11 protein-coding genes are annotated in these 15,240 nt (G+C 71.1%); 1 reads left to right on the forward strand and 10 read right to left on the reverse strand.

Features of this window, described 5'->3' with window-relative positions; all coding sequences use genetic code 11:
* Positions 1-14: 14 nt before the first annotated feature.
* The 8 genes from ACFHVL_RS07635 to ACFHVL_RS07670 are packed head-to-tail and all read right to left on the reverse strand — an operon-like array spanning position 15 to position 12,676.
* Positions 15-1,283: an amidohydrolase family protein gene (locus tag ACFHVL_RS07635; protein WP_416626505.1), complete on the reverse strand. Its 1,269-nt coding sequence runs from the start codon at positions 1,281-1,283 to the stop codon at positions 15-17.
* Positions 1,280-3,106 carry a hydantoinase B/oxoprolinase family protein gene (locus tag ACFHVL_RS07640; RefSeq protein ID WP_416626506.1) on the reverse strand — a complete coding sequence of 609 codons (1,827 nt, stop codon included), beginning with the start codon at positions 3,104-3,106 and terminating at the stop codon, positions 1,280-1,282. Before ACFHVL_RS07640 ends, ACFHVL_RS07635 begins: the two co-directional genes overlap by 4 nt.
* Complete coding sequence (locus tag ACFHVL_RS07645; protein WP_416626508.1) at positions 3,099-4,787, reverse strand: hydantoinase B/oxoprolinase family protein; 1,689 nt, start codon at positions 4,785-4,787, stop codon at positions 3,099-3,101. The genes ACFHVL_RS07640 and ACFHVL_RS07645 overlap by 8 nt, the downstream gene beginning before the upstream one ends.
* Positions 4,784-6,853, reverse strand: a complete 2,070-nt coding sequence (locus ACFHVL_RS07650) for a hydantoinase/oxoprolinase family protein (protein ID WP_416626509.1) — start codon at positions 6,851-6,853, stop codon at positions 4,784-4,786. Before ACFHVL_RS07650 ends, ACFHVL_RS07645 begins: the two co-directional genes overlap by 4 nt.
* A gap of 4 nt (positions 6,854-6,857) precedes the next feature.
* Complete coding sequence (locus ACFHVL_RS07655; RefSeq protein WP_416626511.1) at positions 6,858-9,140, reverse strand: dipeptide ABC transporter ATP-binding protein; 2,283 nt, start codon at positions 9,138-9,140, stop codon at positions 6,858-6,860.
* Between the two features lie 5 nt (positions 9,141-9,145).
* Positions 9,146-10,042, reverse strand: coding sequence for an ABC transporter permease (locus tag ACFHVL_RS07660; RefSeq protein ID WP_416626513.1), 897 nt, complete (start codon positions 10,040-10,042; stop codon positions 9,146-9,148).
* The gene (locus ACFHVL_RS07665; RefSeq protein ID WP_416626515.1) at positions 10,042-11,052 is read right to left on the reverse strand and encodes an ABC transporter permease; all 1,011 of its coding nucleotides are present in this window, start codon (positions 11,050-11,052) and stop codon (positions 10,042-10,044) included. The genes ACFHVL_RS07660 and ACFHVL_RS07665 overlap by 1 nt, the downstream gene beginning before the upstream one ends.
* A gap of 22 nt (positions 11,053-11,074) precedes the next feature.
* Positions 11,075-12,676 (reverse strand): ABC transporter substrate-binding protein, encoded by a 1,602-nt coding sequence (locus ACFHVL_RS07670; RefSeq protein ID WP_416626517.1) that lies wholly within the window; start codon positions 12,674-12,676, stop codon positions 11,075-11,077.
* Positions 12,677-13,108: 432 nt separating this feature from the next.
* Here ACFHVL_RS07670 and ACFHVL_RS07675 point away from each other — a divergent pair, with 432 nt between their 5' ends.
* The gene (locus tag ACFHVL_RS07675; protein WP_416626519.1) at positions 13,109-13,624 is read left to right on the forward strand and encodes a hypothetical protein; all 516 of its coding nucleotides are present in this window, start codon (positions 13,109-13,111) and stop codon (positions 13,622-13,624) included.
* Positions 13,625-13,808: 184 nt separating this feature from the next.
* On the opposite strand, the gene ACFHVL_RS07680 is transcribed toward ACFHVL_RS07675, so the two are convergent.
* The gene (locus tag ACFHVL_RS07680; protein ID WP_416626520.1) at positions 13,809-14,741 is read right to left on the reverse strand and encodes a hypothetical protein; all 933 of its coding nucleotides are present in this window, start codon (positions 14,739-14,741) and stop codon (positions 13,809-13,811) included.
* Between the two features lie 135 nt (positions 14,742-14,876).
* Positions 14,877-15,233, reverse strand: coding sequence for a TetR-like C-terminal domain-containing protein (locus ACFHVL_RS07685; RefSeq protein ID WP_416626521.1), 357 nt, complete (start codon positions 15,231-15,233; stop codon positions 14,877-14,879).
* Between the last annotated feature and the right edge of the window lie 7 nt (positions 15,234-15,240).

The following is a 15,240-nucleotide window of genomic DNA, read 5'->3' on the forward strand; positions in this document are numbered from 1 at the left end:
CAATCGATCCGAAGTCACCAGGCGGTCCAGCCGGCCCGGTCGTCGCGGACCACCCGGCCGCCGGACATCACCCAGCGGACGCCACGCAACGCCGACGTGTCGGCGGCCGGGTCGGCGTCCATCGCCACCAGGTCGGCGTACTTGCCGGTCTCGACGGTGCCGAGGTCGGCCTCGGCACCGAGCCAGCGGATCGGGCCGAGCGTGCCGGCGTACAGCGCGCGGGCCGGGCCGATGCCGCTCTCCGACAGGTATTCGAGCTCCCGCACGGAGGCGTTGGTGCCCTCGAAGTGCCAGAACGGCGGCATGTCGCTGCCCAGCAGCACCTCCACCCCAGCGGCGAGGGCCATCGCGTAGCTCTCCAGGTGCCGGGGGCCGGCACCCAGCGAGCGGCACTGCATCCATTCCGGTACGCCGAGTTCGTCGAAGAACTCCTTGCAGCGGGTGACCAGCAGGGTCGGCACCAGGGCGGTGCCGCGCCGCGCCATCCGGGCGGCCACCTCCTCAGTGAGCTGGTAGCCGTGCTCGACGCAGTCCAGTCCCAGTTCGACGGCTTCGCCGATGACCGACGCCGGGCCGGCGTGCGCGGTGACCTTACGGCCCCAGGCGTGCGCGGTGTCGATGACGGCGGCCATTTCATCGGGGAACAGCTGTCTGGTGTGGATCGACTCGTGTTCCCCGGCGATGCCGCCGGAGATCATCACCTTGATCAGGTCGGCACCGGCCTTGATCTGGCTGCGTGCACCGCGCCGGAACCCGTCGGCGCCGTCGCATTCCAGGGTGTCGTTGCTTTCGTGGCCGTGCCCGCCGGTGCAGACCAGCGCCTTGCCGGCGGTGAAGATCCGTGGCCCGGTGACCCGGCCGGCGGTGATCGCCCGGCGCAGCGCGAAGTCGGCGTGGTCCTTCTCCGCGACGCACCGCACGGTGGTGACCCCGCAGAGCAGGCTACGCCGGGCCCCGTCGGCCATGTAGAGGGCCAACTCGTGCGGGGTCATGTTCTTGACGCTCTGCCCGCCGGCACCGGGCAGCGACAACGACAGGTGGGTGTGCATGTTGGTCAGGCCGGGCGTCAGGTACGCCCCGCCGAGGTCGACCTCGGTGGCGTCGGTTTCGGCGCGGGCGGCGGCGGTCACCTCGGCGGCCGGGCCGACGGCCGCGATCCGGTCGCCGCGTACCCAGACGGCGGCGTCGGTGACCGGGCCGATGCCGTCGAGGATGCGGGCGTCGACGACGGTGCAGTTGGTCAGGACGGTGTCGACCGGTTCGGGGCGGGCGGCGGCACTCATGCCGGCGCCCGGTGGGGTGGGGTGCTCATCGATACCTCTTTCGGTGCGGCGGCGACCGCGGTGGGTGCGGCGTGGGGGTCGCTGCCCGGATCGGGGACGGTTGCGCCGTAGCCGTCAGGGACGGTTGCGCCGTAGACGTCGCGGGCGGCGGCCGGCGACACGTAGCCTTCGGCGACGTCGGCGCGGACCGCGTCCGGGTCACGCTCACCCGGGTCGCCGTGCCCGCCGCCGCCGGCGGTGAGCAGGATGATCCGGTCGCCGGGTACAACCGGGGTACGTCTGGTGCTGACCCGGTGTTCCCGCTCGGTGCCCGGGTGGACGATCACCTGGATCGGGTCGGGTCGCGCGCCACCGTCGAGCGCCCACGGCGGCGACTTCGTCTTCTTCACCACGGAGAGGAACTCGCCGGCGGTGACGAACCGGATGTCGCGCCGCAGCCCGGGGCCGCCGCGGTGCCGGCCGGCCCCACCGGAGTCGGTGCGGATCTCGACCCGTTCGAAGAACATCCCGGTCCGGGCCTCCAGGACCTCGACCGGGGTGTTACGGGCCTGGGTCTGGCACAGGTGGTTGGCCGGGCCGATGCCGTCGTGGTCGGGTGCGGCACCCCAGCCGACCGGGTCGTTGTTGCTGACCGCGAAGAGCTGCCCGGTGTCCGGGTGGGTGCCGACCATCATGAACCCGGGCACGTCCCCGCCGGACGAGGCCGCCAACCGGTCCGGCATGCCTTGGGCGAGCGCCTGGTAGATCAGCTCCATCGCCACGGTGCCGGTCCACTGGGTGAAGGTGGCCGCCGGGTAGACGGCGTGGAACAGGCTGCCCGGCTCGGCGACGACCCGCAGCGCGGTGAAGTGCCCGGCGTTGGTCTGCTCGGTCGGAGTGGTCAACGCTTTGAACGCGACCCGGGCGGTGGCGATGGTGGACCCGTACGGCAGGTTGACCGGGCCGGCGACGGCCGGCGACGAGCCGGTGAAGTCGATGGTGCAGGTGCCGTCGGCGATGGTGACGGTGACCTGCATCCTGATCGGGTCGTCGGTGATGCCGTCGTCGTCGAGCCAGTCCACGGCGGTCCACGAACCCTGTGGCAGTGCGGCGAGGGCGTCGGCGGTGGATGCCTGCGCGGCGGCGATCGCCGTGTCGACGACGGTTTCGACGGTGGCCGGGCCGAACCGTTCGATCAGCTCGATCAGCCGGCGTTCGCCGGTGCGCAGCGCGGCGACCTGGGCGTTCAGGTCGCCGACGACCAGGTCCGGCATCCGCGAGTTGAAGCGGATCAGCTCGATGATCTCGTTGGCCGGCTCACCCCGGCGGAACACCTTGGTGCCGGGGAAGATGATGCCTTCCTGGTGCATGTCGGTGGAGTCGAGCACGTAGCCCGGGTCCTTGGCACCCAGATCCATCCAGTGCGCCCGCACGCAGAGGAAACCGACCAGTGTCCCGTCTCCGGCCGGTCCGTCGTCGCCGGCACCGGCCGGGTCCGGCAGGAAGACCGGGGCGAACAGGGTGGCGTCGTAGGAGTGCGCCGCGTTCCAGTACGGGTAGTTGAGCAGCACGATGTCGCCGGGGTGCAGGTTGTCCCGGCCGACGTAGGCGACACCTTTGCGGATCGAGTAGTCGTTGGCGCCGAGAAACCGGCTCAGCCCGGTGGATTCGGCGACCAGCCGGAGCTGGGCGTCGTAGATGGAGATGCCGAAGTCGTACACCTCGTAGATGACCGGGTTGAACGCGGTGCGCACCAGCGCGGATCGCATCTCCTCGGCGGCGGCGACCAGGTAGCTGCGTACCACCTCGGTCGCCGCACCGTCCACCATGGAAGCATCAGTCATCGACGTCGACCCCGTAGACGTCGCGGGCGGCGGCCGGCGACACGTAGCCTTCGGCGACGTCTTCACGCACCGCGTCCGGGTCACGCTCACCCGGGTCGCCGTGCCCGCCGCCGCCGGCGGTGAGCAGGGTGATCCGGTCCCCGGGTACGACCGGGGTGCGTTTCGTGCTGACCCGCCGTTCCCGCTCGGTGCCGGGGAAGACGATCACCTGGTTCGGATCCGGCTGCGCGCCGCCGTCGAGCGCCCACGGCGCCGACTTCGTCTTCTTGATCACCGACAGGAACTCGCCGGCTGTCACGAACCGGATGTCGCGCCGCAGTCCGGCGCCGCCCCGGTGCCGGCCGGCCCCACCGGAGTCGGTGCGCATCTCGAACCGTTCGAAGAACATCCCGGTGCGGGCTTCGAGGACCTCGATCGGCGTCATCCGCCCGGTGCTGCCGGAGACGTGGGTGGCGGCGTTCATGCCGTCGTGCTCGCGGGTGCCGCCCCAGCCCACCGGGTCGTTGTTGCTGACCGCGAAGAGCTGCCCGGTGTCCGGGTGGATGCCGACCATCATGAACCCGGGCACGTCCCCACCGGACGAGGCCGCCAACCGGTCCGGCATGCCCTGGGCGAGGGCCTTGAGGATCAGCTCGACGGCGACGATGCCGGTCCACAGGGTGAACGTCGGCTGCGGGTAGACGGCGTGGAACAGGCTGCCCGGCTCGGCCTTGACCCGCAGCGGCGCGATGGTGCCGGCGTTCGACGGCTGGTCGGGTGAGGTCAACGACTTCAGGATGACCTTGCAGATCGCCTCGGTGGCGCCGTACGGCATGTTGATCGGGCCGGGCACCGCAGGTGACGAGCCGGCGAAGTCGACGGTGAAGGTGCCGTCGGCGATGGTCACGGTGACCTGCATCTTCACCGGGTCCTCGGTGATGCCGTCGTCGTCGACCCAGTCGGTGGCGGTCCAGGATCCCTGCGGCAGGGTGGCGAGCGCGGCCCGGCTGCGGGCCTCACCGTCGGCGATGATGGCTTCGACGGCGGCGGTCACGGTGGGCCGGCCGAACTTGGCCAGGATCTCCAGGAACCGGCGTTCGCCGGTGCGCAGCGCGGCGATCTGTGCGTGCAGGTCACCGAGGACCTCGGCGGGCATCCGCGAGTTGAAGCGGATCAGTTCGTGGATCTCGTGCACCGGCTCACCCCGCGAGACGACCTTCGTGCCGGGGAAGATCAGCCCTTCCTGGTGCATGTCGGTGGAGTCGAGCACGTAGCCCGGATCCTTGGCGCCCAGATCCATCCAGTGCGCCCGCACGCAGAGGAAACCGACCAGGGTGCCGTCGGCGTCCGGATCAGCGTCGTCGGGCATGAACACCGGGGCGAACAGGGTGGCGTCCGAGGCGTGCGCCGCGTTCCAGTACGGGTAGTTGAGCAGCACGATGTCGCCGCGGTGCAGGTTGTCGCGGCCGACGTAGGCGACCCCCTTGGCGAGCGAGAAGTCGTTGGCGCCGAGGAAGAACGTCAACCCGGTCGCCTCGGCGATCAGCCGCAGGTCGGCGTCGTACATCGACATACCGAAGTCGTGCACCTCGTAGATGACCGGGTTGAACGAGGTGCGGATCAGGGTGGCCCGCATCTCCTCGGCGGCGGAGATCAGGTAGCTGCGTACCACCTCGGCGGTGGCTCCGTCCAAGGTGCTCACTGCGCCTCCTCCAGGGTGACCAGCAGGTAGCCGTGCGGGTCGACCTCGACGCGCTGGCCGCTGGGCACCACCGTGGTGGAGGTGCCCTCGTCGACCAGGGCCGGGCCGGCGAACCGGTCCCCCGGCGCGAGCTTCGACCGGTCGTAGACGGCGAACGCGGCGACCTCGCGGGTGCCGAAGTCGAAGGCGTCGCGGTGGCCGAGCAGCGCCCGCGCCGGGTCGCCGTCGCCGGCCGCCGGCCGGTGAAGCTCCGGGCTGGTGGTCCGGCCGATGCCACGGACCCGCAGGTTGAGGATCTGCAGCCGGTTGCCCATCGCGTGCCCGTACCGGGCCCGGTGCAACTCCTCGAACGCGGCACGGACCGCGTCGCGGTCCAAATCGGCGCCGACGGTGACGATCAGGGAGTGTTCCTGGCCGAGGTAGCGCAGCTCCAGCTGGCGCTCCAGCACCGCCGAGGTGGCGTCCACCCCCTGCTCCACCAGTGAGGCGACCGCTTGCGCCTCGACCTCGACGAACTTCGCCGCCAACTCGGTCAGGTCGACGCTGCCCTCGGGCGCGTCGGCGTCCAGCGTGGCCAGCACCGTACGGGAGAAGTCGTTGACGATGTCCGCCGACAGCATTCCCCAGGCGGAGAAGCCGGACGGGGCGAACGGCACCACCACCTCCCGGATGCCCATCTCCCGGGCCAGCAGCGGGGCCAGCAGCGGCCCGGCGCCACCGAAGGCGAGCAGCGAGAAGACCCGGGGGTCGTGGCCGCGTTCCACGGTGATCTGGCGGACCGCGCCGACGGTGCGGGCCAGCAGCACGTCGTAGATGCCGGCCGCGGCGGCGGTCGGGCTCAGCCCCAGCGGGGTGGCGATCTGCTCGTCGAGCGCCGCCAGCGCCGCCTTCGCCTGCAACCCCATGGTGCCGGCCAGGAACCGGTCCGGGTCGACGTAGCCGAGCACCACCGAGGCGTCGGTGACGGTCGGGCGCTGCCCGCCCCGGCCGTAGCAGACCGGCCCGGGGTCGGCGCCGGCGCTGTGCGGCCCGACCTTCAGCAGGCCCCGGTCCAGCCAGGCGATGGATCCGCCGCCGGCGCCGATGGTACGGATGTCGTAGGTCGGGATCAGCAGCGGGAAATGCTCCAGCTGCGCCTCGTACGCGGCGACCGGGCTGCCGCGTTCGATCACACAGGCGTCCAGCGAGGTGCCGCCGATGTCGAAGGTGAGCAGGTTGTCCCGGCCCAGTTCGCCGGCCAGGTGGGCGGCGCCGACGATGCCGCCGGCCGGCCCGGACAGCACGGTGTGCGTCGGGGACGTCTTGGCCATTGTCGAGGTCATCGACCCGCCGCCGGAGCGCATGATCAGGAACCGGCCGGTGAAGCCCCTGGCGGCCAGCCCCGACTCCAGCTCGTCGACGTAGCGTTCGAAGATCGGCCGGATGTACGCCTCCAGCACGGTGGTGCTGGTCCGCTCGTACTCGCGGTGCTCGCGCACGATGTCCGTCGACACCGAGACGCTGACCTGCGGGTACGCCTCTCGGATGATGGCGGCGGCGGCGCGTTCGTGGCTCGGGTCGACGTGCGAGTGCAGGAAACAGACCGCGATCGAGCCGACGCCCTGGCCCTCGACCAGGGTACGGGCGGCGGCCCGGACACTGTCCGGGTCGAGTTCGGTGACGACCCGGCCCCGGTAGTCCAGCCGGCCGGTCACCCCGGCGGTGTGCCGCCGCTTGACCAGGCTTTCCGGCCGTTGGTACTGGAAGTCGTACATGTGGTCGGCGGGCACGTTGCCCCGGCCGAGCAGGAAGACGTCGCGGAAACCCTCGTTGGTGATGATGCCGGTGGCCCCGCCGCGGCGTTCCAGCACCGCGTTGAGCCCGAGCGTGGTGCCGTGGATGAACAGCTCCACCTGGGACAGGTCGGTGCCCAGCGCGGTGACCGCGTCGAGTACTCCCTCCCACGGGCGGGCCGGAGTGGTCGACGCCTTACGGAACCGGACCTGGTTGGTGCGGGTGTCCAACTCCATCGCGTCGACGAAGGTGCCACCGATGTCGACGGCGAGCCGAATGTGGGGTGCGGGCATCGTCTCAGGTCACCTTCCGGATAGTGGCGTCCGTCGACGCCTGCGCTGCGGTCAGGGCATCGGCTGTGGTCAGGGCATCGGCTGTGCTCGGGGCGTGGGCGAGCAGGTCGGGGATCTCCGGGGCGCGCCAGCAGGCCGCCCGGCTGCGTCCGTACGGCTGGAGTTGCTGCTCGGAGGTGCGGCACCGGCCGGTGACGAACGGGCAGCGGGCGGCGAGCGGGCAGCCGGCGTCGCCGTCGGCCTCCTCCAGGTCCTTGAGCAGCTCGACCCGGCCGCCGTCGAAGCCGGCGCCGAGGCTGGGCGCGCTGGACAGCAACGCCCGGGTGTACGGGTGCGCCGGGCTGGTGAAGACCTCGTCGACCGGGCCTTCCTCGACGATACGGCCCAGGTAGAGCACGATGACCCGGTCGGCGAAGCCGCGTACCGTGGCCAGGTCGTGGGAGATGAAGATGGAGCCACGGTCGCAGTCGGCGGCGACGTCGCGGATCACCTCCAGGATCTGCGCCTGCACGGTGACGTCCAACGCCGAGGTGGGTTCGTCGAAGACGATCAGGTCGGGGTCGCCGACCAGGGCGCGGGCGATGCCGATCCGCTGGGCCTGGCCGCCGGAGAGTTCGTGCGGGCGGCGGGCCAGGATGGAACGGTCCAGCTCCATCCGGTCCAGCACCGCGCCGACCCGCTCGGCCCGCTGCTGCGCCGGTACGCCGAGAGCGCGCAGCGGTTCGCCGATCGCGTCGGCGACGGTGCGGCGCGGGCTGAGCGCGCCGAACGGGTCCTGGAACACCAACTGGGCCCGGGTACGCAGCTTGCGCAGGGCCCGGCCACGCAGTTCGGCCATCCGGACGCCGCCGATCTCCACGGTGCCGCTGGCCGGCTCGACCAGCCCGAGGATCAACTTGGCCAGGGTCGACTTGCCGCAACCGCTCTCCCCCACCACGCCAAGGGTTTCACCGGCGGCGACGGTCAGGTCGACGCCGCGCAGCGCATGGTGCCCGCCCCGGCCGAACCGGCTGCGGTAGACCACGTGCGCGTCGTCGATACGCAGCACGGTGCGCTCGGTGCCCACCTGTTCCGGCGCCGCTGCGGACAGCGGGCCGCTCGCCGTCGCGGCGGCGGGGGTCGGGTCGGTGGTCGGCGGCCCGGTCTGCGGATGGAAACAGGCCAGCGTCCAGCCGGCCACGGCCCCGGCCGTGCCGTCGGAGCTGGTAGCCGGACCGGCGGCTGGGCCCGCAGCCGTGGCCGTGGCCGGCGCGGCGACCGGCACCGCGCCCGTCGGCGGGCGCTGCTCGGCGCACCGCTCGGTGGCGTGCGCGCAGCGGGTGACGAACGGGCAGTTGCCGGGCGGCTCGGTCAGCAGCGGCATCCCGCCGGCGGTGGCCCGCACCAGCCGGCCGTCGACGTCGGGCACCGAGGCGAGCAACGCCCGGGTGTACGGGTGGGACGGGGCACGCAGCACCCGGTCGGCCGGTCCGCTCTCCACGACGGTGCCGGCGTAGAGCACCACGACCCGGTCGCAGATCTCGGCGATCGAGGCCAGGTCGTGCGAGATGAGCAGCACGCCGCGCCGGTCGGTGTCGGCGGCCTGGCGGAACTGCCGCAGGATCTCCCGGGCCAGGGTGACGTCCAGGCCGGTGGTCGGCTCGTCGGCGATCAGCAGGCCAGGTGCGCAGCCGGTGGCGAGCGAGATCATCACCCGCTGGGCCATCCCGCCGGACAGTTCGTGCGGATACGCGGCGAGCCGCCGCTGCGGGCTACGGATGCCGACGGCGGCGAACAGTTCCCCGGCGGCCTCGCGGGCCTGCTGCTGGCTCATGCCCTGGTGGGTGACGAGCCGGTCGACCAACTGCCGCCCGACCGTCCGGGTGGGGCTCAGCGCGCCGCGCGGATTCTGGAAGCAGATGGCCGCCCCGTGGCCGCGGTGCCGACGCAGCTGGTCCGGTCCGAGCCGCAGCACGTCGACGGTGCCGCTGTCGGTGCCGGTGCCGCTGTCGCTGCCGACATCGCCGTCGGTGCCGACATCGCCGACGCTGGCGCCGGCGGTCGAATCCCCGCCGTGGAAGCGGACCCGACCGGTGGTGTGCGCGCCGCCGGGCAGCAGTCCGACGATGGACCGGGCCACCATGGACTTGCCGCCGCCGCTCTCGCCGACCAGGCCGACGACCTCGCCCCGGTCGACGTGCAGACTGACATCGGTGAGCGCGGCGACCTGCCGGCCGGGCCGGCGGATCAGCACCGACAGGTTCTCGATGGCGAGCAGGTCCCGGGTCGTGGTCACGCTGGAGGCCATCGTCATCACCGCCGCTTCGCTTCGGCGCGTTCCTGCAGGCCTTCGCCGAGCAGGCTGAACCCGAACACGCTGACCAGCAGGAACAGGCCGGGCGGGACCGAGGTCCACCAGCGGCCGGCGACCACGTCCGGCGAGCCGAGGCTGATCATCGACCCCCATTCGGCGGTCGGCACCGAGATGCCCAGCCCGAGGAAGGACAGCCCGGCCAGGGTCAGCATCGCCCAGCCGCAGCCCAGCGGGGCGATCACCCGGACCGGGGTGAGGCTGTTCGGCAGCACGTGCCGCCAGAGCACGCCGAGGTGCGACGCCCCGGAGGTGACGGCGGCGTCGATGAACGGCAGTTCGCGTACCGACCGGACCTCGGCGCGGACCAGCCGGGCGTAGCCGGGGGCGTTGACCAGGGCGATCGTCAGGATCAGGTTGACGGTGCCGCCGCCGAGCAGGGCGGCGACCGCGAGGGCCAGGATGAAGGTGGGGAACGCCTGGAAGATGTCGAGCAGCCGCATCAGCACGTCGTCGACCCAGCCGCCGAAGTAGCCGGCGATCAGGCCGAGGGTGGTGCCGGCGAACACGGCGAGGGCGACGGCGGCGACGGCGATGCCCAGGTCGAGCCGGCCGGCGTGCAGCACCCGGCTCCAGACGTCCATGCCGTTGATGTCGGTGCCGAGCAGGTGGCTGCCGCCCGGCGCCAGCAGCGTGCCGGCGGGGTCGATCTCCTCCGGGCCCCAGGAGCTCAGCAGCGGTGCGGCGAGCGCGGCGAGCGCCACGACGGCGAGGATCGTCGCGCCGACGGTGATCAGCACGGTGGCGAACCGGCCGCCCCGGGCGGCGCCGACGGCCACCACCGGGGCGGCGTCGTCGGCGCTGTCGCCGGGTCCGCCGGCCGCGCGCAGGTCAACCATCAGATCTTCACTCTCGGGTCGAGGATCGCGTGCACCACGTCGGCGATCAGGAAGACGAGGACGTAGCAGACGGCGATGAGCAGTACGGAGGCCTGCACGACCGGGAAGTCGCGGTAGAGCAGCCCGCGCAGCGCCCATTGGCCGAAGCCCTGCCACGAGTAGACGTACTCGATCAGCACGGTGGATCCGATCGCGGTGCCGAAGACCAGAGCGGCCAGCGACGGCAGCCGGACCAGGGTGGCCCGGATCAGGTAGCCGCGGCGCAGCAGCCGATCGCGCAGCCCGTGCGCGGCGGCGGCGGTGTACGCCTCGGAGTGCAGCACCTCCAGGGCGGAGGCGCGCACGCTGCGCAGCAGCGGCGCGACCACCACGATGGCCAGGGTGGCCACCGGCAGCGCCAGGTGTCCGAGCGCGGAGGTGAACGCCGGGCCGTTGGCGGTCAGCACGGCGTCGATCAGCTCGGCGCCGGTGATCGGGGTCAGGTTGGTGTCCGGGTCGACCCGGCCGCTGGGTGCCGGGAACCAGCCGAGAACGCTGTAGCCGATCAGGATCAGCACCAGGCCGAGCCAGAACTCCGGCACCGAGTTGCCGATCAACGCGAGCACCCGGATGCCGTGGTCCCCGGCACGGTCGGCGTGGCGCGCCGACCAGATGCCGCCGACCACGGCGATGAGCACCGCGACGGTGACCGCCAGCACCACCAGCTGCAGGGTGGGACCGACTCGCAGGGACAGTTCGCTGGCGACCGCGTTGCCGCTCTGGATCGACGTGCCGAAGTCACCGGTGGCCAGCCCGCCGAGGTAGTCCAGGAACTGTTTCCACAGCGGCTGGTCCAGTCCGTAGCGGGCGCGTGCCGCCGCGGCCTCCACCTCGGTGGCGTTGGGGCCGAGGATGGTCCGGATCGGGTCCCCGGGAAGGACCCGCACCAGGACGAAGGTCGCGACGATCACGCCGAGCAGCACCGGAACGAGCTGCAGCAGCCGGCGGGCGACGAAACGGGCGATGCGCATGAGGGGTGGATGCCGCCGTCGGTCAGGCCGAGGTGCTCAGGTAGCGCAGCCGGGCCAACCCGTCCATGGGCTGGACCCAGCCGGCGACCGATTCGCGCACCGGCAGGTTGAAGTTGGGCTGGCAGAGGATCACCCACGGCACGTCGGCGGCGAGGATCTCCTGGACCCGCAGCCACAGCTCGTTGCGCTCGCCCGCGTCGACGACGGTGTGCGAGCGCTCGTAGATCTCCTCCAGCTCCGGGTTGACGTAGTTGGAGTAGTTGAGGTTGGCACCGTCGACGAAACTGGTGGCCAGCATGTACTCGACGTCGTTGACCCACAGCTGGCCGGAGGTGATCTGCAGCGGGATGTTCTTCTGCTGCCGACGTTCGGCCAGGGTGGCCGGGTCCAGCGGGGTCAGCTCCAGCTCGATGCCGACCTTGCGGGCCTCGCTCTGGATCAGCACCGCGATCTGCTGCTGGGTGTCGTTGTCGGTGGCGTAGACGAGCTCGGAGGTGATCTGGGTGGACCCGGCGGCGGCGAGTGCGGCGCGGGCGGCGTCCGGGTCGTAGCCGTACGGGTAGCCCCGCTCGTCGTAGCCGGGCATGTCCAACGGCACCAGGCTGCTGGTGGGGCGGGCGTCACCGCCGTACACGTTGTTGATGATCTGGTCGTAGGGCACCGCGTGGGCGAGGGCCTTGCGCACGTCGACGTTGTCGAACGGCGCGGTGGTCACCGACATCTGGATGGCGACCTGCTCGTTGCTGGCCGCCGAGATGACCTTGATGCCGTCGGCGGATTTGAGGTCGGCGATGTCGCGCTGGCTGATGCCCAGCGCCACGTCGACGTCGCCGGCCTGCAGCTGCAGCCGCTGGTTGGCGGCGGCCGGCACCACCGAGATGCGGATGGTCTTGGCCTGCGCCGGGTCGGGGCCGGGGTAGCCCTCGTTGGCGGTGAGCACGATCTCCTGGCCCTGCACCGCCCGATCGACGTTGAAGTAGCCGCCGGTCGGGGCGTTGTTGGCGAACCATTCGGTGGCCCACGGGTCGGCGTCGGTGGCGTGCTTCTTGGCTTCCTCGGAGTCGAACACGTACAGCGAGATGGCCTGGATCTGCCGGGTCAGCGCGCTGGGGAACGCCTGGGTGAACTGCACGGTGTAGTCGTCGACGACGGTGACCTGGTCCGGCTCGGTCAGCCCGATGGTCCGGTAGATGCCGGCGACGTTTGCCTGGGCGGCGAAGGCGCGGTCCTTGGACCACTTGACGTCGGCGGCGGTCATCTCGTTGCCGCTGGCGAAGGTCAGGCCCTGGCGCAACTTGAGGGTCCAGACGGTCTGGTCGGCGTTCGGCTCGAAGGACTCGGCGAAGGTGGCGACCACGTTCTCGGTGTCGAGGATCCGGGAGCCGTCGGCCTCGGTCACCCCGTAGTCGATCATGTACGGGAAGATGTTCTTGTAGAGCATCAGGGCGACCGGGTCGAAGCCCACGAAGTCCTGGTCCCAGCTGCTGAGGTAGCTGGAGACGGCGATGCGCAGGGTGTCCGAGCCGGTGCTGGGCGAGGCGTCGTCGGAGCCTTCGGTACGGGAACCGGAGGCGCAGGCACCGGTGGCGAACAGCAACGCGCCGATGCCGCCGAACTGCAGCACCGACCTGCGGGATAGGGCGGGCGAGGCGGATCCGCCCCGCGGAGAGGTACCGGCCATGGGAGAAGACCTCCGTCGTTAACGGCGAGGGTGACCTTGATAGGGCTGATTCTGCGGTGTGCTCTTTAGTGAGCGGTGGAGCGGCAATGCGGCCGTGGATGCGACTCACCCACCTCCGTGTTCTATCAGGCTGAACGTTCGTGAACAAGAGGTGAAACCCGTTCACCGTGACATTCCAACGGGTCGGACGAGGCGGGAAATCCCGTCGACCCCACCCACGATCTTGCAGCTATCGATAGCATTTGCCAGATTTGTCCTGCGGTAGACCCAAGATCGTCGACAAACGTCGATCCGACGCTTAAGCTGCCAGACTGACCTCTGGTAGCGCTCCCACACCGTTCCCCTGCCGGAGGCGCCCCGAACGGAGGAAGTGTCATGCGCCGCTGCACCGCGAGCGTACTCGCCGGGATAGCCGTCCTGGTGCTGGTCACGGGCTGCAACACCGCCCCTGGTAGCACCCCGGGAAACCCTTCTGCCCCACCGGCCCCAGGGCCCGGCACGACCCAGGAACCGATCCAGGTAAACGTCGCCGACGCCTTGGGCACCGCCCAGCAGGAGTTCACCCTGATCGCCAACGGCGACTGGTCCGGAGCCTGGCAGCTGTGGACCGCCGAAGCCCAGCAGTCGGTGCCGGAGGAGGTGTTCGTCGAGGCCAACAAGGCATGTCCGCTACAGGCCGGGGTGGAGTTCGAACTCCAGGAAGTCACCCCGGTCAACGAAACCGCCGTCGACCTCACCTGGCGCCGCGACGACACCGTCGGCAACAGCTCGCTGCGGCTCGACGGCGACACCTGGCGGTTCGATCCGGGCGGCGGCGTGCTCGTCGAGTACGCCTCCGGTGCCGACGAGACGATCGCCAGCCGCAAGGCCGCCGGGAGTTGCCCGCCCTGATCGCGTCCCGAACCCGGCCGGCCCCGTCCTCAACCAGCCGGACCCGCACACGAAGCGGCGGTGCTCGTCTTCGTCGCGATTCCGGCGGAGCAGCCCCGGAAACGTCTGAAAGGTGCGCCCGCGCCGCGCCGGACGTGGTGGACACCCACGTCCTCGCCGGCCGGGCGCACCTTCACGCGGACCGTCAGATGGCGATCAACCGCCCGAGCCGCTCGGCGGTGAGCTGCTGGAAGCCTGACTCCTCGAATCCGAGGATCAGTTGCAGCGACGCGACCACGGGGTCGAGGGTGACCCCGGTCGGAAGCGGGACGGCGATGGTCGAGTTGGGGGCGGCCGTGGGACCCGTGGAGCTCCACTTGGCGTTGACGGTGTTGCCGTCCTTGTCGCTTGCCGCGATCTCCACGCTCACCGGATTGGGCGGGCCGGTCGTCTCGATGGAGGCGCTGTAGGTGAGTCCGTTCGGGTCCTTGGTGACGGTCACCCTGACGCCACCGGTCACAGTGGCGGCGACGCCGAGAGACAATGCTCGGGTGGCCCACCACAGAGTACGGCCGACGGCCGCATTCGCGAGGGTGATCATCGGCACCGGCGCCACGGAGACCTGTCCGTCGACGAAGGTGCTGAGGTCTGCCTGGCACTTGTACTGATGACGTGCCCTGATCGGCTGGTAGACGCCCAGATTGGTGTCTGGTCCGGATCTGGTGACCGAGTAGGACAACCCGATGTCCCCGCTGGTCGGGTTCTTGGCGTACAGGTCGATGTTGCCGCCGTCGAGCCCGATCCACTCGAACTGGAGATCCCCGACCTGGAAGGGTGGCGGAACCTCGTTGTTCGCCTGCCCGCTGAGGACGACGGGCAGCACCTGCGCGGCGACGTTCGCGACTTTCATGACCGTGCCCAACCAGCCGCCGAGACTGAGTAGCGCCGCAGCCGGCGCAGGTGCCGGCACCGGCTGCGTGGGGGGCGCGGGCATCGGTTCCACGGCCGGCGCGGCCGCCGCGGCGGATCCCGGGAGGAACGTGCCACCGACGGCCGCCGCTGCGGCGATCCCACCGACCGCCGCGCCGCGCACTACGTCGCGCCGACTCACCGGTCTGCGCTCGTACGATTCGCTCATGTGCTCACCCATCCTCCGATTGGTCGCCCCGAGCTCACGGGAGCAGACCGGACGGTGCCGTGCTCGGCACCGGTGGTGGATCAGATATTAGAGGGTATCGATACCAACAGGAAGATCGATGTTTACGAATGGTGATCACTCGGACACCAAGGGTGGCTCAAGCGCTGGTCCCGCCGATGTCGTCGTCGTTCGGTGCGGGGCCGGTGGACCCGGTGGGCCCCGGCGGGGTGACGGCGGGGTGACGGCGACGACCAGGTCGACGATGCTGTCGGCGTACTCGTCGGTCAGTGGTCCGGTGCGCAGCAGCCAACGATGGTAGAGCGGACCGAACAGCAGCTCCACGACCTGGTCCAGGGCAGCGTCGGAGCGGACCTGACCGGCGTCGCGGGCGGACCCCAGCCGGGTGCGGACCATGTCGAGCTGAAACCGGACGAAACGACGCTGCCCGGCGACGGCGGCTCCGGGGCCGACGACCCGATCGAGCCGCCACACCGGGCAG

This window comes from Micromonospora sp. LOL_023, from assembly GCF_048060115.1.
GTDB lineage: Bacteria > Actinomycetota > Actinomycetes > Mycobacteriales > Micromonosporaceae > Micromonospora_E.